Origin of the sequence: Saltatorellus ferox (genome assembly GCA_007751475.1) — a bacterium.
In the GTDB taxonomy this organism is placed as follows: domain Bacteria; phylum Planctomycetota; class UBA1135; order UBA1135.
This window is the reverse complement of the sequence record CP036434.1, coordinates 7,332,132-7,354,265: the sequence shown is the minus strand read 5'-3', so window position 1 is coordinate 7,354,265 and position 22,134 is coordinate 7,332,132. Positions and strand designations below refer to the sequence as shown.

13 protein-coding genes are annotated in these 22,134 nt (G+C 67.3%); 8 read left to right on the top strand and 5 right to left on the bottom strand.

Annotated elements, in window-relative coordinates; all coding sequences use genetic code 11:
• On the top strand, nt 1-399 hold the full coding sequence (locus tag Poly30_RS26655; RefSeq protein ID WP_419190709.1) for a nuclear transport factor 2 family protein: 399 nt from the start codon (nt 1-3) through the stop codon (nt 397-399).
• 25 nt (nt 400-424) lie between these two features.
• Here the strand turns inward: Poly30_RS26655 and Poly30_RS26650 are convergent, their stop codons facing one another.
• Nucleotides 425-3,214, bottom strand: a complete 2,790-nt coding sequence (locus Poly30_RS26650; protein ID WP_145205092.1) for a YncE family protein — start codon at nt 3,212-3,214, stop codon at nt 425-427.
• A 504-nt stretch (nt 3,215-3,718) separates the two neighbouring features.
• Between Poly30_RS26650 and Poly30_RS26645 the strand changes: the two genes are divergently transcribed.
• Complete coding sequence (locus Poly30_RS26645) at nt 3,719-4,864, top strand: hypothetical protein (RefSeq protein ID WP_145205089.1); 1,146 nt, start codon at nt 3,719-3,721, stop codon at nt 4,862-4,864.
• 73 nt (nt 4,865-4,937) lie between these two features.
• On the opposite strand, the gene Poly30_RS26640 is transcribed toward Poly30_RS26645, so the two are convergent.
• The 3 genes from Poly30_RS26640 to Poly30_RS26630 all read right to left on the bottom strand — a co-directional run bounded on the left by Poly30_RS26640 (nt 4,938) and on the right by Poly30_RS26630 (nt 12,826).
• Nucleotides 4,938-7,274, bottom strand: a complete 2,337-nt coding sequence (locus Poly30_RS26640; RefSeq protein WP_145205086.1) for a hypothetical protein — start codon at nt 7,272-7,274, stop codon at nt 4,938-4,940.
• A 262-nt stretch (nt 7,275-7,536) separates the two neighbouring features.
• Nucleotides 7,537-11,400 carry a C1 family peptidase gene (locus tag Poly30_RS26635; protein WP_145205083.1) on the bottom strand — a complete coding sequence of 1,288 codons (3,864 nt, stop codon included), beginning with the start codon at nt 11,398-11,400 and terminating at the stop codon, nt 7,537-7,539.
• Between the two features lie 49 nt (nt 11,401-11,449).
• A complete protein-coding gene (locus Poly30_RS26630; RefSeq protein ID WP_145205080.1) occupies nt 11,450-12,826 on the bottom strand; it encodes a 3-deoxy-7-phosphoheptulonate synthase class II in 1,377 nt (458 codons plus the stop codon).
• A 228-nt stretch (nt 12,827-13,054) separates the two neighbouring features.
• Here Poly30_RS26630 and Poly30_RS26625 point away from each other — a divergent pair, with 228 nt between their 5' ends.
• The 4 genes from Poly30_RS26625 (at nt 13,055) to Poly30_RS26610 (ending at nt 17,718) form a co-directional block, all read left to right on the top strand.
• Nucleotides 13,055-13,534 carry a response regulator gene (locus Poly30_RS26625; protein WP_419190708.1) on the top strand — a complete coding sequence of 160 codons (480 nt, stop codon included), beginning with the start codon at nt 13,055-13,057 and terminating at the stop codon, nt 13,532-13,534.
• 35 nt (nt 13,535-13,569) lie between these two features.
• Nucleotides 13,570-14,736, top strand: coding sequence for a glycosyltransferase family 4 protein (locus tag Poly30_RS26620; RefSeq protein ID WP_145205073.1), 1,167 nt, complete (start codon nt 13,570-13,572; stop codon nt 14,734-14,736).
• A 141-nt stretch (nt 14,737-14,877) separates the two neighbouring features.
• The gene (locus tag Poly30_RS26615) at nt 14,878-16,494 is read left to right on the top strand and encodes a B12-binding domain-containing radical SAM protein (protein ID WP_419190707.1); all 1,617 of its coding nucleotides are present in this window, start codon (nt 14,878-14,880) and stop codon (nt 16,492-16,494) included.
• A gap of 90 nt (nt 16,495-16,584) precedes the next feature.
• A complete protein-coding gene (locus Poly30_RS26610) occupies nt 16,585-17,718 on the top strand; it encodes a tetratricopeptide repeat protein (RefSeq protein WP_145205065.1) in 1,134 nt (377 codons plus the stop codon).
• An 84-nt stretch (nt 17,719-17,802) separates the two neighbouring features.
• Here the strand turns inward: Poly30_RS26610 and Poly30_RS26605 are convergent, their stop codons facing one another.
• A complete protein-coding gene (locus Poly30_RS26605) occupies nt 17,803-18,939 on the bottom strand; it encodes a TRAP transporter substrate-binding protein (RefSeq protein WP_145205062.1) in 1,137 nt (378 codons plus the stop codon).
• 61 nt (nt 18,940-19,000) lie between these two features.
• Here Poly30_RS26605 and Poly30_RS26600 point away from each other — a divergent pair, with 61 nt between their 5' ends.
• Nucleotides 19,001-19,954 carry an N-acetylglucosamine kinase gene (locus tag Poly30_RS26600; RefSeq protein WP_419190706.1) on the top strand — a complete coding sequence of 318 codons (954 nt, stop codon included), beginning with the start codon at nt 19,001-19,003 and terminating at the stop codon, nt 19,952-19,954.
• Between the two features lie 207 nt (nt 19,955-20,161).
• Nucleotides 20,162-22,027: a malectin domain-containing carbohydrate-binding protein gene (locus Poly30_RS26595; RefSeq protein ID WP_145205056.1), complete on the top strand. Its 1,866-nt coding sequence runs from the start codon at nt 20,162-20,164 to the stop codon at nt 22,025-22,027.
• Nucleotides 22,028-22,134: the final 107 nt, after the last annotated feature.

Below are 22,134 nucleotides of genomic sequence, written 5' to 3'. Positions count from 1 at the left end.
ATGAATTCAGGCACCGAACTCGTTTCCCGGATCTACGCAGCCTTCGCCAGCGGTGACGTCATGGGACTTCTCGGTCACCTCGACCCGGACGTGGTCTGGAACGAAGCCGAGGGCAATTCGCTCGCCGACGGTAATCCCTACCGTGGTCCAGAGGCCATCGTCGCTGGAGTCTTCATGCGACTCATGGCCGAATGGAAAGACTTCTCCGTAGTCGTCGACGAGATCGTGGGCGGCGACGAGGTCGTCACCATGTTCGGTCGCTACCGCGGCACGCACACCGAGTCGGGCAAGCCGCTCGACGTCCAAGCGGCGCACACGTGGTGGATCGAGAACGGCAAGATCGTCCGCTTCCAGCAGATGGTCGATACCGCAGGGCTGGCCGCCGCGAGCCAGAAGTAGCGCGCGGGACCGGTCCAAGCGCAGACTACCGCCAGGTGATCGCGAGAGCGGTGCTCGTGTTCGATGTGGGGAGACCCGTTGCCGTCGAATCCCGGTGCCACTCTTGGAAGACCCACGTTTCGCCTGGGACCACGGTCACGGTTCCTGTAGACGTCGCCAGGGTATCCGTTGACAGGGCGTAGCGGCGCCTCCCGGTTCCGTCAGCCGGGGTGATGGGAGTCAGCACGCGACGGAGGTTGCCTCCGACACAAAACTGCCCGAGGCCGCTGGCGCCAGGCATCGGCTGGTTGAGCGCGTCGCCCATCATGAGAACCCCGAGCATCTCGAACGGCGCGAGTTTCGATGTGGTCAGGACGATCTCCTCACCGGCGAAAGGTGAGCCGGTCACATCGAGTTGAGCCTGGACGCCGGTGGTGTTCGGCACGCCACCTCCACAGGCGGCCAGAACCTGTCCGTCGAAGAGATCCGCAGCGCGGAGTCCCTTGTCCGTCCAGGAGCTACCTTCTGCGGCCACGAGGATCCCCGTCGATGCATCGAAGAGCACGGGCGCCATGAACTCGGTCTCCATGACGGGTTCAGGCGCGGAGAAGTTGGCCCCATCGAAACGAGTGAGGTCCACGCCATCGCTCCGGAGGAGCGCCACGTCGTCGCCACTCGCGATCAGTCCGAGGTAGCCAGTGCCTGAGATAGCGTCCAGCACCTGGCCCGAGACCACGTCGATCGCAGCGATGGAGGCGCACGGGGATCCTGTGAGGTCGTCCCCGAGGTCGGACAGGTACGCGATGGATCCGTCATTCGAGAACCCTTGCGAGTACTTGACGGGGATGGCTCCGGGGCTGCAGTCCATCTCTGCAACGAGCACGAGTCCGGACGCACTGACTCGGAAGAGCCTGCTGAGATCTGTGAACGACGAGATGAGATGGCCGCCGCCTGGCGACAGCGTGAGTTGAGGGTAGAAATGTCCTGTGATCCCGTTCACGGAGGTCGGCTGGACCGCTACGCGACTGAAGCTTGGCAAGTCGATCGTCTCGATGGCTTCCTGGAACGGCGAGAAGGCGTAGGCTCGCCCCGCCGCGAAGTCGAACACCACGCTTGCGGACTCGTTCCGGTACTGAAACCCAAGGTACGACTCGGGCCCACCAGGGCCCGTGTAGAGGCCTCCATGGGGACCGATGTAGGCGCGCGGTGGTATGGCGGAGCCTGCGAGCGGCACGGAACCAAGCACGCCGGCCTGGGGGCCCGCAGTCTCGACCAGCATCAGCGCCGCGTCGTAGGGGTGATTCGGAGAACCGCCTACTCGCACCCAGGCGCGTGTCCCGGAGGGCTCCGCCGTCACCTGCTCGATGATGCCGCCCAGCGTCCATCGGCTTACCTCGGCCAACGAGGCAGAGTCGAGCGCCAGCAGCGTGCCATCCCGATGGCCCACGAGAAGGGTGCCGCCACTCAGTGCGTCGATATCGGTGGCGTTCGCGAGCAGATTCGGTGCGGTCCTGGAAGCGCCCGTGGCGACGTCGATGACCCTCAGCTTCGACGAGGAGCTCGCCACGACAGCGACCTCGGTTGAGTCCCCAAGCTGCTTCAGTCCGTAGGGACCTTCGAACGAGTCGAGCGAGCTGGAGTTGAACGACGTTTCGACCACGGGGGCGGCCGGCACCCGGCCGTCGAGCACCGTGACCTGGTCGTATCGAAGGCTACCGAGGGCTGCGAAGACAGGCGCAACGGCTTCGGCGAGAGGCGTGATGGTGAAGCCCCACTTGAAACTCGATCCGACATTCGCAGCGATCAACGCGCCGCCACCATCGAAGACCGACACCCGATCTCTATCGACGGCAAGCAGCAGCCGAGTTCCGTCGCCGCTAACGCGGAAGAGCGACACATTCTCGCTCGGGAAGCGCTGCACGCCGCTCGACATCGGGGTTACCTGCGGCTGGTCGAGGGGAAAGGCGAAAACGCTGGCATCGAGTAGCCCCCACCCGCGCGCTCCCGTGGGGTCGACTTCGAAGCTCTCCAGCTCCGATCCGAATCCGCTGAACGTGAAGCTGTTGGTGGAAGCAAGATCGGACCCGACCACGCGCACAGCCTCCACCGCACCGCTCTGGTTCCTCTGGGTCACCAACCAGGTGGACCGGTCACCGCTCTGCTTCACGTCGACCATGTTCGTCGTCGACACGGCCTGCGCTGCAACGACCTCCAGCGCGCCCGTGGCGAGTGAGTACCCAACGAGTGTGGCTTCCGAGATCGACGTCGGATCGGCAGCCACGACGACGGCGCGGCGATCGTCGGCGGTGATCGATGCCATGGAGCCATTCGAGCCCATCCCGAGCGGGACCCCGATCTCGATCGAACGCGACACGGTCATGCTTCCGAGGTCGACGATGAGCAGCCGACGCTCCATGGCCGATTGGCGAACGAACGCGCAGGTCGCTCCGTCGCTGGTCACGGCAAGCTGCACTTCACTCGAGCCCTGGGTACCGATGGACACCTGACCCAGAGTCGTCATGGTCCGGGAATCCACCCTGAACAAGATGCCTCGCGGTGAATCCAAGACGAGGGCATCGCGAGTGCCCGGGATCCACTCGACCGTCCATGCGCCGCTGAAATCAGCGACGTCCGGGCCGAGGTCGATCCGCGCGGTGATCAGGCCGGCTTGCACGTCGTACCGCGTGAGTGAGCGGCTCACTCGGTGTGCGATGAGGAGGGTATCACCGGTGGCGTCGAAGGCGAGTGCAGCGACGGCGTCGTCGGCTTCGGGCCCCTCGAACGGCAGGAACGTGGTGGCCTGGGCCAGAGTGGCGAGGAGCAGTGCGGGCAGCATGTTCAGTTCCGGGAAGAAGGGGGCGTGAAGAGTGGGGGCAACCGCCGTGCCATATCACCTACGTGCACAGACCAGCTGGAGATCATCTTTCACGTGACTCAGTCCGGGGCGGGCGAGCGGTTCCGCACAGTCATGAAGTGCGAGCTTCCGTGGCGCAGGCTCTTGGGGGGGGACCGTGGTCTGGTGGACACGAGTGTGCGCACGCCTGCGCTGGACAGGATGTTTCGGGAAGGCGTGCGGTGTAGGCGCATCTGTGGCGGTCCCGAACCTGGCGGTACCGAACCCGACCCAAAGCCGCCACGTTTCCGATTGAACCAGGAGCGTACGATCCGAAACGTGGCGGCTTTGGGTCGGGTTCGGTACCGCCATTGGGTCGGGTTCGGTACCGCCACGATTCGGCCTTTCTCCGTGACGGAAGCTCGCCCGCGGCATCGTTCATGATGGCGCGGTACTTCATCGCGCCCCCGTACGGACCTCGCCGCTCCTTCCCGAGCTTCTCCTCCCATGAACGGATTCCTGCCGATCGCTGCCACCCTCGCGCTCGCCCCCGCCGCCCTCGCCGATGTTCACGTGGTGGACGCGTCAGGCGCAGGCGAGTTCCTCGACATCGCCGACGCGGTCGTCAGCGCGATCGACGGAGATACCGTGCTCGTTCGAGCCGGGCTCTACGCAGCTCCAGTCACCCTCGACGGAACTGCGATCACGATCGTTGGAACCCCGGGGGCCACGGTCGAGATCGCCGAGCAACTCGTCGTGCGAGGATCCAGCGCCGACCAAACCGTCGTCCTGTCCGGCTTGACCTTCCTCGATGGCTTCCTCCTCGAGAATTGCCAAGGGCCGATTCGCATGCAGGACTGCGCCGCATTGCGTTCGATTCCGAATCCCCCATCCTGGGGGTTCACGTCCCCGCACGAGTGTGGCATCGGACTGTCACGTCAGGAGGTCCGGTCCTGTGACCACGTCGCGTTCACAGCGTGCGAGCTGCAAGGCGATCACGGCATTCTCGGTGGGTCGGACGGGACGCCGGGGGAGCACGCGCTGCTCGTCGATCAGTCGCGTGTGCTGGTGTTTGATACCGACCTGTGGGGAGGCGACGGTGGCGACGGCCTGTGGGGGTTGCACGGGGGTGCGTACGGGGGAGCCGGCGGCGATGGACTGCACATCACCGCGGGCGCCAGCGAGATCATCTGCGACGATCTGCGCGCGACTGGTGGACTCGGTGCGACGACCGATCTCATGTTTTTGGTCTTTCCCGGGTGCGACGGGCTCCCCGTCCGCGGCCGCGGCCTGTCCGCGCTCGATCGCCCAGATGTCGGACTCGAGGCACCGGCACTCATCGCCGGCGACGATCTGGCGACCTTCCGAATCATTGGCCCGGCTGGGCGCCTCGCCGTGCTGCAGTCGAACCCGTCGGCCGCGTACCGGCCCCTCGGAGTCGTCGCGGGACCGCTCCTGATCGGATCGCCAGTGCGCTTCACCGTTCACGGGCCGATCCCCGCCACGGGGCAGCTCGATGTTCCGGTGACCGGGATCGATCCGTTCACGGCAGAGGACGCCGTGTCCCTCCACTTCCAGGCCCTCGTTTTTGATGTGCCGCGTAGGCTGCTTACGGAGCCGCGGCACGTGACGTTCGTGCATCGCTCGCTCTAATCTCTGGCGGTACCGCCAGGCGCATCCGCCAATGCGGATGCGCGTCGAGCCCGAGCCATTCTTGCTCAGGCTCTCAGTCGAACGTCATCTCGACCGCGTTGCTGAAGTTCGAGCTCGGTCCGATGTCGCGGAACCAGCACTGGAAGTACCAGGTCTCACCGGGCTGGACGGACACGGGGCCGGTGGGGGACGGAAGGGCCATAGGATCGACGCCGAAGAGCGTGAAGCTCCCCACAGAGCCGCTGTTCATGATCTCGCCCGAGCGGTTGAAGCGACCGACGGCCCCTTGCAGGCAGAGGTTGCCCTGGCTTCCGCCGGGGTTCGCCACGAAGCCGGCGACGTTGGACACGAGGAAGTGTCCGAAGGAGTTCGAGGGCATCTCGGTGCAGGTCAGCCGGATGTCGGCATCTGTTTCCCATGAGAAGCCGCGCGCCGTGATCCACGCAGCGTGGCCGGTGGAGTTCAAAGCGCCCTCGCAGAACTGCGCGCCCAGCACGCTGATCTCCACCTCTTCGACGAGACTGGCACCGACCTCGGTGTCGCCCGTCGAGCTATCGAAGTCCAGCCACAGAGCGACCGCATCACCCACCTCCTGGCTAGCCGCTGAATTGCCGCCGTCCCAGTGAGATGCGATGGCGACGTGGCCAGGGGCCCCCTCTGATGTCCCGAGGAACTCCCGTCGCAGGGTCAGCCCTGTTCGAAGCTCGTCATCATCGTGCACGACGTTGAGCGCGGTGAGGTAAGCGGTGTAGTCGCCGTTGGACTCGATCGTCTGATAGGTCAGGAGGAAGTCCTGACCGTTGAAAGCGACATGTGGATCGCGATGATCGGCATCGACATCAAGGTTCTGCATCGTTTGGACGCTGCGTGCGTTGTCCGCGGATCCATCGACAGCGACCACCGTGAAGATCTTGTAGGCGGCGCCCACCTGCCGTTCGAACGCGACGAGCCAGTGACGCTCAAGGGCGAAGCTGTTCCTGCGGCTCCAGCAGGACACGTCGGGCCTCCTGGAGTCACTGAAGGTGTAGGCGTTGAACTGGCTATGGCCCGTCATGTCGCCGGTGTACTCGATGACCTGCGCCCGAAGGTTGCGGTTCGTCGGAGAGACCTCGCGCTCCCAGACGATCATGTACTCCTGGAGCTCTTGCGCGAACCCAGGCTGCCCTGAGCTCTTGGAGATCGACGGGAAGCGGTCGAGATCGCCCACGTCGCCGTCGATGATCCGGCGCCCGCCCGTGAGGCTGGCGTTGCCCGACACGGCCTGGGCGACGATGTCGAAGTCGTTGTTGAAGCCGTCGGTCTCCTGCCACACGACCATGTAGTCATAGACGGTCGCTACCTCGTTGCCTTTCCCGCCAACGTCGACGTGCTCGGCCCCGACACCGCTGATCTGGAACTGTGGACTTCCGTTGCCGGTGTCCGCGTCGCGGGTACGTCCCCAAACGGAGCGCGAGCCAACGCCCAGCCCCACCAGGGAGACACAGAGGAACTGCTCCTCCTCGTAGCTGGATGCGTTGCGCGGCATCGTCCAAGACGAGCTCGACACGTCGATCGCGGCGACCTGGAGGACGGAGCCCAGTATCGCGCTGTAGCTGATCGCGATCACGTCGAGGTCCGTGGCGCTCTGGAATTCCGAGTACACGATCTGGTACTTCGTGTTGGCTGGATCGTAGGCCACGTCCATGTCGGACTGACGCCGGGTGTCGTTCGTCACCGAGAAAGTGTCGAGGATGGGGTCCACGACGAGAGGAAGCTTCGCTTGGCTGACAAAGTCCGCAGGAACCACGATGCGGAAGCCGCTGGCCGTGGACTCCTGCAGGAGCGTCAGGCTGCGGCCCTCTGCGTCGATCGCCGTGGCGGCGCCGTAGCGCACTTCACCGAGCGCGTTCGAGAAGGTAAACCCGCCGTCCTTGGCGGCCATCTGGAGCTCGGTCTGCACGTCGACTTCCAGCACGAGCTCGCCCCGTACCGGCAGCTCCTTGAAGACGAACGTCTGCTCCACGGTGTCCCTCGCTACGTGGTAGACCTCGCTCATCGAGCCGCGGTCCAGCGTGACCGACTCCCCGAGACGCGAGCGCTCCCGGCTCTCCAGCCAGAGCGGCTCACTGGCAATCGTCACGTCGGAGAGATTGAGGACCACGGGGTAGTTCTGCGGCGCGTCCGAACCAAAAAACGGGATGTAGGTCAGCCCTTCGGCACCGAAGGAGGCCTTCCAGCGCGGCCCGCGGGCCCAGGTGCGCCCGTCGCCGGGCTCATCCAGGATGAGATCACCTCCGGCTGCCGCCAGATCCCCTGGGCTCAAAGCGCCGGGGAGCACCGCTTGGCTGAGCCCTGGGCCCGCAGGCACTCCCTGGGTCTGACTGGGGCAGAAAGAGGCGGCGATGGCCGCGAGAATGGCTGTGGTCGTCATAGCAGTAGGGGTCGGGTAGAGACTCGTTCCCCCTGCTCATCCGCGTAACCTGCCGAGCGTTACAGCCTGATTCGAGATCCCGCGATCGCCCGGCGGGCCCAATGGAGGCCTGATGGCGGCCCTGCCAGTGACCTGGTGGACCGCGCCCCTCCAGGGGGTGGCGAGCATGGCGCGGGCTGCCAACCACTGGTTTTCGCGCGCGGTGAGCCACCTCCCGAACGGTCACAGTCTTCCGCGGAAGGGAACCGCGCCGTGAGCGGCTCTAGCGGTTGGGGGGTGCTGGCGAAGACATGGCGCGCGCCGTTCCGATGGTGGCTCCCGAAGGATCCAGCAGAACCCCTTCGATCGTGCTCGGGCGCTCGCCCGCGATCCGTAGCTCGAAGGCGTCGCTCCGCTCTCCGATCCGGTCGACGACGTACTCCGAGGTCGCCGCGCCCCAGCTCAGCGTCCAGCGCACGCTTCGTGTTCGTGCCAGGAGGCTCTCGGGGGCCGCGACGCTGAGGTACCAGAAGGTGCCGCCGTCCTCGGGGGACTCTACCAGGCGGACGCTCGGCTCCTCGATGGGGGCGGCGAGTGCGAAGGTCGCGGGCGTGCGCAGCGTCTCGGTCGATTCGTCGAAGCCGCCCGCGTCCTTCTGGCGATGACGGAGCTGCAGGCCATCGATCTGCCCGGGTCGATCCACCAGGAACGCCCGGCGCGCGATCGGGCGCTCCAGGGCCGCCTCGGGAAGTCCACCGAAGGGGACGAGGGGCACGCTGGCCGAGAAGGTGGCGCGCAGAAGGCGCGTCGCCCAGTCGGGGTCCGGGACGCCGGCGATCAGGAGGCTCCTTCGCTGGCCATCGACGATCCCCCAGTCGCGCATCTGCGCCACGGGCACGGGCTGCCTTCGGTCCACGGCCTCCATGCCGTCGACCAGCTCGAAGGTGGCGAACTGGCGGGTGCTGCCATCGTGCATGACGAGTTCCGGCGTCACGTTGCGCGAGTTCTGGTCCGGGTTCTGCTCGGTGCGCCACTCGAAGCCGAGCGCGCGGGTCTCGCCGGGGCTCGCGTGCGCCACCGGCTCGGGCAAGGGCTCGCCTTTCTTCCGGGCGGACCGCTCCTGCCAGGCATCGCGCGCCAGCCAGCGCACGGACGCCACTTCGGCGAGGAGCGACGGCGCGCCTTCGATGCGCATTCGGTACGGAGTGCTGGGCCAGTGGATCGACGCCGGATTGACGCCAGGGCCGTAGCGCTCGATCGGGTCCCAGATCCAGCCGCGGTCGACGACGACCCGCAGATCGCCGCGGGCACGACGGCTGAAGGTCAGCACGGGGGCGGAGACCTCCAGCGGTTCGAGATCGTTGCCCGCGGCGAAGTGCAGTCGCGCGCGGACTCGGACGGGTCGGTCCACCGTGAGCGTCGCACGGCGAAGCGCGGCTTCCGCGACGGGGGCGCCGCACGGGGCGTGGTCCTCCACCGCGACGGCCGACCAGTCGATGCTCTCGAGCTGATCGAGGAACGCTTCTTCGCCGCGAACGTCCAGCTCCACGTTCCACGTCGGACCTTCGGGCCCGAAGCCAGCGAAGCGCTCGCGCGCGAGGAGCTGGAAGCGCGGCATCGCCGGCGCGGGGCTCAGCGCGTGGGGCTTCACTTCGAGGGCGATCGCGCTCCCGTCGTCCGCATGCAGCACGAACGTGGTTTCGAGATCACGCGGGACCTCGATCTTGCCCAGCGTGCCCTCCGGCAACAGGTTGTAGTCGATGAGCGCGACCTGGGTGGGGAGCACGCCGCCCCAGGCGCGTCGGCTGTAGCCGACGATCTCCCGAACGGTGGCGAGGTCCGCTTCCTGGCCGGCGAGCTGGACCTCGCCGAGCACGCGGTCCGGGGCTCGCTCCTGGAGTTCGGCCGGCGTGACGTCCGTCAGGTCGAGGGCCAGCGCGCTGTTCCGGGGCGCGAAGGGCTGCACCGTTCGCCTGAGCTGGAACGTCTGCCCGTCCCAGAGCGTGCAGTCGGCGACCGCGTCGAAGGGTTGGGAAGAGCGATGCTCGAGGACGTAGCCGTCGAGGGGGCTCTCGTTCTCGCGGCTGAACGCGGTGACCTTGTCCCCGATCGTCCACGTCAGCTCTTCGATGGCCATCATGTTCGCCGTTCCATCGACGTAGACCTCGAAGGCCCACACGGGCTTTCCATCGACCTCGCCGACGTAGCGATCGCGCGACTCGATGCCGTAGCCGCGTCCCTTCACGAGCACTTCGGGCTTCGCCAGCGTCGGGATCTCCCAGGCCACGTCGTCGCCGAAGTCGATGATCCGGCTGTTCATGACTGGGGTCGTTGAGCCGAGCCGCGGGTGGCGCGTCCGGAAGCTGGCGCGGCCGTAGGTGGAGAACGGACGCTTCGCGAAGCCGTGCAGGACGTGCATGCGCGGCCCGGGGCCGTCGACGGCGGCGGCTTCCCGCGAGATCCAGTCGGTCTGGTTGCCGGTCTCCACCGAGATGCCGAGCAGGTTGTCCGCCCACGCCTCGGGATAGCGGATGCGCAGCTCGTAGAAGTACCAGCTACGATCGCCGTCGACGCCGACCGGACGCCAGACGACCTCTTCCAGGAGTTCCTTGCGTACGGGGTCGGTGAAGGCAGAGGTCGGGAACGCGAGTTCATGGCGCGATCCATCGCGGAAGCTCAGGTAGGCGCTGCCCGCCGCGGGCTTCGGGGAGCGAAAGCTCGGCATCACCGTGCTGGCCATGGTCCAAGCGGGCGGCAGCCCGCCGTCGTGCACGTAGGTCGCCGGCGCCTTCAGATTGGAACCGGCGTCCACGCTCCACTCGATCCGAACGAGGTCCCGCCAGTCCGCGTCGCTCATGCGCGGAAGCAGGGTCCAGCGCCAGAGGTCTCCGCCCGCGGTGGAGTCGTGGAACGAGTCGACGCGATCCAAGGCGAGCGACCGTCGCGCGGTCTCCTGGAGCTTCACGTCCACGCGCACCGTCGCCGCATGCCCCGCCTTCATCCGAGCCGTGCCCTCGACGTGGATCGTCGGCGTGTGGCTACGGCCGCTGACCCGGAAGCCGGAGTCCGCGGACTCCGTGGAGACCGTTCGATCGCCATCGGGTCCGGGCACGGTCCACTCGACGCTCGCGAGGTTCGCCATCAGCGCCGCGGGACCGCGCAAAGAAACTGTGTAGCGATACGCTCCCGCCTCGGCCGCGGGATCGTAGCCGGAGAACGCGCCGGTGCAGACCGCCTGCAGCTCCTGGAAGTCGAGCACCTCGTAGCCCTTCTCGGACCTCGCCACGGGCTCGCGGCGATCGATCATCACCACGGCGAAGTCGACGAGTTCCTCGGTCGCGCCGTTCTGGTTGAACGTCTGCGCGGCGTCGTAGCCGACCCACACGAATCCCCGGTCGCCCCAGTCCTGGCCCCACGAGTTCATGAAGAGGAACGCCTCGCGGTCGTCGCTGTAGCCGACGATGGCCATGGCGTGGAAGCCGTGGGGCTGGTCGGCGCGGCGGGCCGCGCGACCGCGCTCGTGATCGGCGGCGGTGTAGACGGGGTAGCGGCCCGAGCTGAACACCGGGTTCGTGCGCACGCAGCACATGACGATATGGCCTTCGGCGAGCGCGGCGCGGATGTCAGGTCCGGCGGGCAGCAAACCGAAGCTCGCGATGCGGAAGACCTCGGCCTCGGCGGCGGCCTCGGCGGGCGGCGGAGTCGTGAAGTCCTTCGCGAGGTACGGCGCGGTCGCGAGCGTCGCGGCGCCCTGCTTGAGCAAGAGATCGAGCACGCGGTCGACGCGGCTGCCGCCGTCCACGCCCTGGTTCACCTGGTTGTAGATGAACGTCGGCGAGAAGATCCGCTCGGGCGAGTCCGGCTTCCAGCCCTGGTCCAGCGCTTCCAGGTAGGTTCGGCCCGCGTAGCCGAACGCCCAGGCCGCGCAGTCGTTCATCGTCTGGCGGCCGACGGCGGGGAGAAGTGGCCGCAGGTCGACCGAGCGCGGGAGCTCGTCGAGCTGGGCGCCGGCGGTGAAGGCCTCGAGCCCGGCGACGCTGGCGCGGTCCTCGCGCGTCGCGCCCTGGGGGAGGGCGACGGCGCGAGCGCCCGTCAGAAGGGTGAGCAGGGCAGGGAAGAGAAAGGTGAGGCGTGGGGACAGGACCATGTCCGGGACCTCCGCACTATCGGAGGCCGACCGGAAAGAGCTTGAGCCTTCACCCCTGTCCGCGATCCTGTCCGCGCATCCGTCGGGCCAGGAGGAACGCCAGCTCCAGGGACTGCTGGTAGTTGAGGCGCGGGTCGCAGGGGCTCGCGTAGTTGGCCTCGAGGCCTTCCTCGGAGAGCCCGGCCGCGCCGCCGACGCACTCGGTGACGTCCTGGCCGGTCAGCTCGAAGTGGACGCCGCCGAGCCAGGTGCCCGCGCGCGAGTGGACGTCCTGGGTCCGCTCGAGGTCTTCCAGGATGGCGTCGAACGAGCGCGTCTTGATGCCGCTGGCCGTCGAGTGGGTGTTGCCGTGCATCGGGTCGCAGATCCAGAGCACGCGATGGCGCCCGGCGGCTTCGAGGAGGCGAGGCAGCTCGTTCTCCACGTGCTTCGCGCCCATGCGCGTGATGAAGATCAGGCGGCCGGGCTCGTCCTCGGGGTTGAGCGTCTCGATGAGCTGGCGCACGTCGTCCGCGGTGGTCTTGGGGCCGAGCTTGACGCCGACCGGGTTGCGCAGGCCGCGGAAGAACTCGACGTGGGCCCCGTCGAGGGCGCGCGTGCGCTCGCCGATCCACGGGAGGTGCGTGGAGAGGTTGTAGTGGCCGGGGCGGCGGGGGACTTCACGCGTGAGGGCGCTCTCGTAGGGGAGATTGAGGCCCTCGTGGCTCGTGAAGAACTCGACGCGCGTGAGTTCCTCGATGCGCGCTTCGCCGAGCGCTTCCATGAGGTGCATGCCGTCGCTGAGGTTCTGCGACATGCGCTCGTACTCGGCGCGCAGCTCCGCGGAGAGCGCGGCCTCGCGCGTGAACGCGAGGTCCCACTGGTGGGGGTGGTGGAGGTCGGCGAAGCCGCCGTCCACGAGAGCGCGGATGAAGTTGAGCGTCAGCGCGGCGTGGTGGAAGCCGGCGACGAGGTTCGCCGGATCGGGGCGACGCTCCTCGGCGGTGAAGCCGACGCGGTTCACGAGGTCGCCGAAGTAGCTCGGCAGGGTGACCTCTTTGCCATCGACGATGCGCGTCTCGATGTACTGCGACCGGGGCTTGGCATATTGGCCCGCGAAGCGCCCGATGCGCACGACGGGCCGGCGCAGCCCGTGGACGAGCACGAGGGACATCTGGAGCAGGATCTTGAGCTTGTCGGCGATCGGCTCCGGGCGGCAGTCCGCGACGGTCTCGGCGCAGTCGCCGCCCTGGAGGACGAAGCGCTTGCCTTCCTGGGCCTCGGCCAGAAGGGACTTGAGGCGCTCGATCTCCCAGCTCGTCACGAGGGGCGGGAGGCTGGCGAGGGTATCCGTGGCCCGCTGGACCGCGGCCTCGTCCTCGTAGGGCGGGGCCTGGGCGGCCGGGCGGGTGCGCCAGGATTGGGGGAACCAGTCTTGGGGAGTCATGGGCGGGGGAAACTACTTGGCGGAGCGGTTCGTGGGCGCGTTGGTGTGGGCGAATCCGACCCTTGGAGTTCGGTCAGGGGGCAGAGGGCCAGGTTGAGACGCCCCGAGTGGCGCACCCTGAGAGAATGGGCCTAAAAGCAACTTCCTTTGCGGGGGACCCCCATGCCCGCGTCGATCTCTTCCTTCACGGAGGAAAACGACCCGCAATCCTGCGGCCGTCGCTCGCCCATGCAAAAGGTACTCATCGCCGACAACGACCCCCAGACCCGCGCGTTCTATGCACAGCTCGTCGCGGATCTCGGCCACATGCCGCTCCAGTGCGAGGACGGAATCGCCGTCCTCGACTGCGCCAGCGCCAACCCAGACATTGATCTGATCATCACGGACATCGACCTGCCGGGCGCCTGGGGGGAGCAGCTCATCGAGGTCATCCGCGGCATCGATCGCCTGGCGCACGTGCCGATCCTGGTCGTCTCGGCTCCCCGGACCCGGACCGAGCTGATGCGGCTCCTCGTGATCGGCGTTCGGCAGTGGTTCGAGAAGCCGCCGAAGACCGAAGATCTCCAGAACGCCATCGTTTCGTGTCTCGATCGGAGCGCGGCGCTGGACCTCTTCGACGTCGAGGACGTGATCCCGCCCGGGGCCTACAGTGGAGCCGGGCCGGACAGCGCGTGGCTCTTCGAAGGCACGACGCTCATGGCGGCGTGACCCTTCATCACGTCGCAGGGTAAGCTTCGGCGCCCATGCGCGTCCTGATCACATCCCCGGTGTTCCCGCCCGATCTGGGCGGGCCCGCCGTCTACGTCCCGAGCGTCGGCCGGTTCCTCATGGAGCGCGGGCACGACGTTCGGGTCATTGCGTTCTGTTCGGATCCGGCGCCCCAGGGCTATCCGTTCCCGGTACAGGCAATCTCGCGCGGGCCGCTCCCGATTCGCTATTTGAAGGCGTTCTGGGCCGTTCTGAAGGCCGCGGGCTGGGCGGACGTCGTCTACGTCCAGGAGCACCTCGCGCTCCTCCACGTGCTCGCGGCTCGCCTGCGCTTCCGCCCCGTCGTGATCCGGATCATGGTCGACGGTTCGTGGGAGATCGCCCATCGAAAAGGCTGGTGCGACGGCGACAACATCGTTCAGTTCCAGGGGAAGCGCTACGGCTGGAAGGTCGGCCTGGCGCGGTTCCTGCAGAAGCGCTGGTGGGGGATGTGTTCCCGGATCATTTGCTGCTCTGAGTTCCTGCGCGGGATCCTCGTGAACAGCTACGGCGTGGCGCCGGACAAGGCGGTCACCGTGCTGAATGCCTATCACGGGCCGAAGGCCAGCGACGTGCCGGAGTCGCGCGAGGAAGCGCGGGCGGACCTCGGGCTGGCGAGCGACCGACGCTACGTGCTGTCGATCTGCCGGCTCATGGGCTGGAAGCGGGTCGACGGGATCATCCGAGCGATCGCGCTTCTGAAGGACGAGAGCGTTCACCTCCTGGTCGCCGGCGACGGGGACATGGAGGCGGAATGGCGCCGGCTGAGCGCCGACCTCGGCGTGGCCGAGCGCGTTCACTTCCTCGGGAACGTGCCCCACGGAGAAATCCCGATGTATATCCGGGCCGCCGACGTCTTCGTTCTGAACAGCGAGTACGAGGGTCTTTCGCACACGCTCCTGGAGGTTCAGGCCCTCGGAACGCCCATGATCGCCAGCGGCGTCTGCGGCAACCCGGAGGTGGTGGAGGACGGCGTGAATGGCCTTCTCGTGGACCCGGATCGGCCGGAGGAGCTCCAGGCCGCCCTGGAGAAGGTTCTGAGAGATCCCGAACTGGGCCAGCGCTTCGTCGAGGCAGGGTTTGCCCGCAGCGGCTCCTTCGATCGCGAGATCACGTTCGGGCGGGTGGAAGCGCTCCTGAAAGGGGCGGCGAGGGTCAGATGAAGATTCTCTTCGGCTCATTCTGACGCTGCGGAAATCGAGGCTGTGGACCCCCGCGCGCCGCAGGCCGATAAACTAAGGGCAGGACCGATGCCACGCAGTCGCCAGAGGTCCCCGATTCTCCCTCCGAGCCACGCTTCGCCCATGACACTCACCGAGTCGTCCCCACAGACCGCCACGGCGATCGAATCCCGCACGCCCGTGCGTTCGATGAAGGTCCTCTTCATCAACGACTACCTGCCTCAGGAGATGCTAGGGATCATGTGGCTCAGCCGTTCGATCAAGGACGCCGGCCACCAGACGAAGGCGCTGTTCCTGCCCGACGCAGAGTGGATCAAGAAGATCGGTGACTACGCTCCGGACGTGGTTTGCTTCTCGGTCACGACCGGGATGCACCTCTACTTCTTCGACATCGCGAAGCGCATTCGCAAGGAGTACCCGAAGGCGCTGATCGTCTTCGGCGGTCCGCACCCGACGTTCAGTCCCGAGATGATCGAGATGAACGAGCACGTCGACGCGATCTGCCGCGGCGAGGGCGAACTCGCGATCGTCGAGTACCTCGACAAGATCGCCGCGGGCGAGGACCCCTCGTTCGTTCAGAACATGTGGGTGCGGAACCGCCAGACCGGCGAGATCGCCAAGAACCCGCAGCGCCCGCCGATCCAGGACCTCGACAGCCTCGGCTTCCCAGACCGCGACGTCGTCTACGAGGCCGGCTCGATCTACGCCGAGAGCGATCGCAAGGTCTTCGTGACCCAGCGCGGCTGTCCGATGAACTGCTCGTTCTGCTTCCACCACGCGCTGAAGAAGAAGGTCGTCGCGACCACGAACGCGAAGTACGTGCGCAAGCGCTCGGTCGACCACGTGATCGCCGAGATCAAGCACGTCCGCGAGAAGTACAACCTGAAGTTCATCCACTTCCTCGACGACATCTTCAACCTGTCGGGCAAGTGGCTGGATGAGTTCTGCGAGAAGTACCCGAAGGAGATCGGCCTTCCGTTCGACGTCATCCTGATGGCGAACATGACGCGCGAGCATCACATCGAGAAGCTGCAGAAGGCGGGCTGCGTCTACGCGCGCGTCGCCTTCGAGTCGGCCAACGAGTACATCCGCAACGCCGTCTTCCGCAAGAACACGACGCTGAAGCAGCTCGAGGACTCGGCTGGCTGGATCAAGAAGTACGGCATCCGCCTCGGTTCCCTGAACATGCTCGGCGGCCCCGGCGCGTCCCTCGAGGACGAACTCGAGACGGTCGCGCTGAACATCCGTTGCAAGGTCGACCACCCGCTGGTTTCGATCATGCAGCCGTACCCGATGTTCGACATCGAGGACATGACGAAGGAGATGGGCTACGCGGTCGCCGCGTACGACGACTTCCCGGTCAAGTTCAACCGCACGTCGTCCATCGAGTTCGACAACAAGCGCGAGATCGAGAACCTGCACAAGCTGTTCCCGATCATCGTCCGCAACGGCTGGATGATGCGCTTCGTCAAGCCGATGATTCGCCAGCGCTGGCTCTCGAAGGTCTACCTCGTGATGTACATGCTCCACTCCGAGTGGATGGTGTCCGAGCAGGCGAAGCTCTACGCGCACGCCCAGGGGCTCTCCGGCATGCGCTACTGGAAGTCGGTGGACTTCGTTCGCCGCGTCTCCGTGAAGGGCGTCATCCGGACCTGGGAGAACCTCTTCGGTAAGGTGTCCCAGCGCATCGCGATGAAGCTGCAGATGGGCGATGAGCGCGTGATCGCGCACATGGACTGATCGCTTCGTCCACGACCTGATTCCTGCCTGGATCTAAATGGCCGGGCCGCGCGAATCCATCGCGCGGCCCGGCTATTCTTTTGCCCTCCCATGAAACGCTTTCTCTTCGGAACTCTTCTCTTCGTCGCCATCGGCGTGGCGGCCGTGATTCTCTGGATGCGCTCGGGCGGCGGCACGATCGTCGAGCTGAGCGACGAGCAGATGGAGGTGGCGCGGGCGAGCGGCGCCGCGTCCCAGGAGATCACGGTCGACTCCCAGGCGAGCGGCGAGGCGCCGCTGCCGACGCTGGACGAACTCAAGCAGATCGCCAGCCGGGAGCGGATGAACGAGATCGCCAGCCGGATCCGGTCGGAGCGGTCGGGCGCCGGGGCCGAGGAGAGGGCTCTCCTGACGGTGCTGCTGAGCGAGGTCGAAAGGCTCAGCGGTGACGTGGAATCGGCCTACGCGCTGGCCCGGGAGGGCGCGGAGGCGCTGCCCGAGAACAGTCGCGCGCGGCACATGCTGGCGAAGGCGATCCTGGCCCGGATCCTGACGAAGGCCGAGGACGGAAACGTCGGCGCGCTCTTCGCGATGCTGGGGGAGGTCAAGTCCTACAAGGCCGAGGTGAACGCGGCGGTCGAGCTGGATCCCGGCAACGTCGATGCGCGCGTCGGTCAGATCCTGGCGATGCTCATCCCCGGGCTCGGGAACAGGAAGCGCGCGGAGGAGCTGATCGAGGAGCTGGCGCCGTTCGACGAGCTGCGCCGGGACTACTGGCGGGCCCAGCTGATCGCGGTGGACGACAAGCGTCTGCCGGAGGCGATCGAGGCGTTCGATGCGCTGGTGAAGAAGTACCCGGGGGATCCTGACATGCTGCTGAGCCTCGGCGAGCTGTACCTGAAGCAGGAGTCGTGGGAGAAGGCGATCGCGCCGCTCGATCAGCTGAAGGACGAACCGAAGACGCCCTTCTACTACCGCGGCCTGTACCAGGGAGCCAAGGCGCGCGTGCACCTCGAAGGGCGCGAGGAGGAGGCGCTGGCAAGGCTGTCGGAGTTCGAGGCGGCGAACCCGGTGGGGGAGCCGATGCCGACGATGGACGCGGTGAAGTTCGAGAAGGGCCGCCTGCTGACGAAGATGGGCCGCAGGGCAGAGGCGGTGGCGACGCTGGAAGAGGCGCTGGAACTCAAGCCGGATGACATGAAGCTGAAGAAGGCGCTGGAGGAGGCGCGGTCAGCAGGAGAGTGAATTCGAGGCGGTAGCGAACCCGGCGTTCCGGAATCCGGCGGTACCGCCGGATTCCGGAACGCCGGGTTCACTACCGCCGCGAATTCACCCGCCGAACGCGAACCTCGCGTACTCCAGCTCGGCCGTTCCGAACCAGCCGAACGACTCCTTCCGGAACTTGCGCCAGGCCTCGACGATCTTTCCGTACTGCGCGTCGTCGCTGCCCATGTCCGTGAGCAGCTGCTCCGACGCCTCGCGCGCGCCGCGCATCAGATCCTCCGAGAACGGCGTGACCTTCACGTCCATCTTCCGGATCTCCGCCAGCGCCGCCGGGTTCCGCGCGTCGTAGCGCGTCTGCATCAGCTCGGCCGCTCGGCGAGCGGCGGAGCCCAGCATCGCGCGGTACTCCTCGGGCAGCCCGTCCCACTCGGATCGGTTCACGTAGAACGCGAGGTGGGGGCCCGGCTCCCACCAGCCCGGATAGCAGTAGTGCTTCGCGACCTCGTGGAACCCGAGCTTCAGATCGTCGTAGGGACCGACCCATTCCGTCGCGTCGATCGCGCCGCGCTCCAGCGCTTGGTAGATCTCGCCGCCCGCCAGCAGCTGGGTCGACACGCCCAGCTCCGACATCACCTTTCCGCCGAGACCGGGGATGCGCATCTTCAGGCCCTTCAGAGAATCGAGGCCGGTCACCTCGTTCCGAAACCAGCCGCCCATCTGCGTGCCGGTGTTCCCCGCGGGCAGGCTCACGACGTTGAAGTCGGCCAGGATCGGGGCGAGCAGCTCCGCGCCGCCGCCGTCCATGAGCCACGCCGTCTGCTGGCGCGCCGTGAGCCCGAACGGAACGCAGGTCTCGAGCGCGAGGGCGGCGGCCTTGCCCGTGTAGTAGTAGCCGCAGGTCTGACCCATCTGGACCGCGCCCTTCTGCACCGCGTCGAGCACCTCGGTGCCCGGCACGATCTCACCGGCCTGGGACGCGCGGATCTCGAAGCGACCTCCGCTCATCTTTCCGACCTCCTCGCCGATCAGCTCGGCCGCGCCGAACATGGCGTCGAGCGAACTCGGGAAGCTCGACGCGAGTCTCCAGCGCAGCCGCTTCCCCGTATGAACGGCCGGGCCGCCGCCCGCCGTGCCCGAGCCGCACGACGCGGCACCGAGGGAAAGTCCCGCCGTTCCGACTCCCTGGAGGAATCGCCGGCGGGGGAGGGCACGATCGCTGCTTCGAAGATCTGGCTCGCTCATGTCCCAGAGCATACGCAAGCGGCCATGACGCGCGAGCGGGGAAGCTATGCTGGACGGCCACATGCAAGCAGACCAGACGATTCAGGGCCCGATCGCCGTCGGCATCGACGGCGGCGGCACCAGCACCCGCGCCCTCTTGATGAACGCGGAGGGCGTGACGCTCGGGGTCGGCACGAGCGGCAGTGGAAACCTGCATGACATGGGGCCGGAGCGTCTCCGCGCTCACCTCGATGAGGCCTGGCGCGGCGCATGGGCCGCCGCCGGTGAAGCCCCGCGCCCGGCGGACGCCGTCTTCTGCGCGATGGCCAGCGTCGGCACGCCGGGCAACCGGGAGACGGTCCAGCGCCTCGTGGCCGAGGTCGGCGTGGCTCCCTTGGAGCGCGTCGAAGTCGACATCGACCTCGCGGGCGCGCTGGCGGGAGGCCTCGGCGGCGGGCACGGCATCGCGCTGATCGCGGGTACCGGATCCTCCTGCTACGGACGCGACAAGAGCGGCGCCACGTTCCAGTCGGGCGGCTGGGGCAGCCTCCTGGACGACGTGGGCGGCGCGACCTGGATCGGCACGCAGGCGATGGTCGCCGCGATCCGCGACTTCGACGGTCGCGGCGCCGCCACGACCCTGACCTCACGCGTGATGGAGCACTTCGGCCTCCAGCACATGCGCGAACTCCTCCCCAAGGTGGACGCCGACGGCGCCGCGCGCTCGGCCCGCGCGCAGCTCGCGAAGCTCGTCACCACCGCGGCCCAGGACGGAGACGCGACGGCGCTCGAGATCCTGGGGCGCGGCGCGGACGCGCTGGCGGAGTGCGTCGAGGCCGTGGAGCGCCGTCTCGATTTCGTGAGCGATGCGACCCTCGAGGTGGTGGCCACGGGCGGCCTGGCCGAGAACGCCGGGCAGTACCTGGAACTCATCCATGCAGCGGTTCAACGTCGCGTGCCGAAGGCCGTGTGTATCACTCCAAGAATGAGCAACGTCGAGGGAGCCGCCATGCTGGCGCGCGCGCGCCTCTCGTAGCGCCTGAGGGCTCCGTCACCGATATCGGCCCATTCCATGCACCGGTCAGGAACCCGGCGCTGCGCGGGGCCGTCTCATCGAGGGCCCATCGGCCGCGCCCATTCCGCCAGCTGGCCCTGACGGCGCTGTCACCTACGCCCCGGCTGTCCCTGATCTTCGTCCTGCCGCCACCCGCCGCCGCCCTGCCAGCGGGGTATTTTTAGTTACATGAAAGCATCGCACGTCGCTCCGCTTCTTCTCGCCCTCTCCGCCGTCACCGTGACCGAGCAGGCCTCGGCCGCGCCCCAGCGCGTCGGCTGCATCTGGGATCGTCTGGCGGACAGCCCCATCCCGCGCTTCGAGCCTGGCACCGTGCCGATCGACGGCAAGCTCTACTGCTTCGGCGGCTTCTTTACCCAGCAGATCCAGGCGACGGCCCGCGTCGACGCCTACGATCCGCTGACGAACACCTGGACGCAGAAGGCGGACCTCCCGCGTCCGACGACGCATATCGGCGTCATCCGTGAGGGACGCAACGTCTGGGTCCTCGGCGGCTTCGATGGCGACAACCCCGCGCCCGCGACGAGCGACGTCTGGATCTACAACATCGACACGGATAGCTGGAGCGCAGGCCCGTCGCTGCCGCGTCCGATCGCGGGCGGCGGCGCTGCGTTCCTTGGCACCGAGGTGCACTACTACGGCGGCTGCGAGGCCGACCGCGACACCGTCACCGGCGACCACTGGGCCTTTGATCTCGCGGCACCGGGCCTCGGATGGCAGCCGCGTGCGCCCATGCCCGAGCCACGCTGTCACCTCGCGGGCGCCGCGCTCGCGGGCGAACTCTGGGCCGTGGGCGGTCAGTACAACCACGACACGAACCCCACGGACACGCGCTGGGTCCACGTCTACACGCCGGGCACCGATAGCTGGCGCCTCGGCCCGCTCCTTCCGGAGCGTCGCTCGCACTTCGAGCCCGGCACGTTCGTCGACTCGGGGCACCTGTACATTGCGGGCGGCAAGGACCTGACGACGGGCCGCGAGACCCTCGCGGGGATGCTCGAACTGGACCCTGTTCTCGGCGAGTGGAGCTACCTTCCGCCGCTCCCGAACCCGCGCTACGGCGCAGGCGTTCAGAAGATCGGCAGCGATCTCTACGCGGTCTCCGGTGCGGCGCCGTTCAACAATCCGCAGGCGGACCTCTATCGCCGCGACTGGGCGGCGACGTTCCCGAACCCGCTCTACATCAACTGCGGCGGCCCGGAAGTCGTTTCGTCCACCGGTACGTGCTGCTGGTGCGGTGACATTGGATTCGAGAGCGGCGCGACGGCCTTCTTCAACCCGAACGCGGATGTCCTCGGTACGGATGAAGACGAGGTCTTCGATCGCATGCGAGAGGGCAACTTCCCGCTCTATCGCGACGTGAACTACCGCCTCCCCATGGGCAACGGGTTCTATCGAGTGCGGTTCCACCTCGCGGAGCGTGCCCTCGGCAACCCCGGCCAGCGCGTGCTCGACCTCTCCGTCGAGGGAACGCGGCTCGCCGAGAACATCGATCTCATCGCGAGCGTCGGATTCCAGACGGCCTTCGAGAAGGGCTTCGACGTCGAGGTCACCGACGGCGTGCTGAACATCAACATCCACGCGGCACCGAACCAGAGGGCGATCGTCGCCGGGCTGGAGATCGAGCGCCTCGGTCCGGATCACTTCGAGTCGGAGTGTTCGAACAGCGCGAACTCGACGGGCTCGCCGAGCCTCGTGGGCTTCGTCGGATCGACGAGCATCGGGGACGATGATCTGACCCTGACGGCGGGTCCGCTGCCCCTCAACGCCTTCGGCTTCTTCATCCAGGCCACCCAGGCCGGATCGGGCGCCCTCGCGGGCGGCACGCTCTGCGTCCAGCAGCCCTTCTACCGCCTCCCGGCCGAGCAGGCCCTCGGGGGCGTTCTCCGTCACCGGCTCCAGATCCAGAACCCGAACACCCCGGCCCAGCAGATCCTGGCGGGCTCGACCTGGCGCTTCCAGGCCTGGCACCGGGACACCGTCGCCGTCGGGTACGGGCTCTCGAACGCCCTGAAGCTCGTCTTCACGCCCTGAGCGAGCTGAACGTTGCGGCTGGCCCGCGGTCAGGGGCACAGACTGTTTCGAGATCGGAACAGTCCGTGCCCGGCAGGGCTCCCAGGGGGCCCTGGATGGGGCTAGAA

Excerpts from the sequence above, each read along its gene's own strand:
- Poly30_RS26655 (WP_419190709.1), top strand. The coding sequence starts at position 1 with ATGAATTCAGGCACCGAACTCGTTTCCCGGATCTACGCAGCCTTCGCC.
- Poly30_RS26650 (WP_145205092.1), bottom strand. The coding sequence starts at position 3,214 with ATGCTGCCCGCACTGCTCCTCGCCACTCTGGCCCAGGCCACCACGTTC.
- Poly30_RS26645 (WP_145205089.1), top strand. The coding sequence starts at position 3,719 with ATGAACGGATTCCTGCCGATCGCTGCCACCCTCGCGCTCGCCCCCGCC.
- Poly30_RS26640 (WP_145205086.1), bottom strand. The coding sequence starts at position 7,274 with ATGACGACCACAGCCATTCTCGCGGCCATCGCCGCCTCTTTCTGCCCC.
- Poly30_RS26635 (WP_145205083.1), bottom strand. The coding sequence starts at position 11,400 with ATGGTCCTGTCCCCACGCCTCACCTTTCTCTTCCCTGCCCTGCTCACC.
- Poly30_RS26630 (WP_145205080.1), bottom strand. The coding sequence starts at position 12,826 with ATGACTCCCCAAGACTGGTTCCCCCAATCCTGGCGCACCCGCCCGGCC.
- Poly30_RS26625 (WP_419190708.1), top strand. The coding sequence starts at position 13,055 with ATGCAAAAGGTACTCATCGCCGACAACGACCCCCAGACCCGCGCGTTC.
- Poly30_RS26620 (WP_145205073.1), top strand. The coding sequence starts at position 13,570 with ATGCGCGTCCTGATCACATCCCCGGTGTTCCCGCCCGATCTGGGCGGG.
- Poly30_RS26615 (WP_419190707.1), top strand. The coding sequence starts at position 14,878 with ATGACACTCACCGAGTCGTCCCCACAGACCGCCACGGCGATCGAATCC.
- Poly30_RS26610 (WP_145205065.1), top strand. The coding sequence starts at position 16,585 with ATGAAACGCTTTCTCTTCGGAACTCTTCTCTTCGTCGCCATCGGCGTG.
- Poly30_RS26605 (WP_145205062.1), bottom strand. The coding sequence starts at position 18,939 with ATGAGCGAGCCAGATCTTCGAAGCAGCGATCGTGCCCTCCCCCGCCGG.
- Poly30_RS26600 (WP_419190706.1), top strand. The coding sequence starts at position 19,001 with ATGCAAGCAGACCAGACGATTCAGGGCCCGATCGCCGTCGGCATCGAC.
- Poly30_RS26595 (WP_145205056.1), top strand. The coding sequence starts at position 20,162 with ATGAAAGCATCGCACGTCGCTCCGCTTCTTCTCGCCCTCTCCGCCGTC.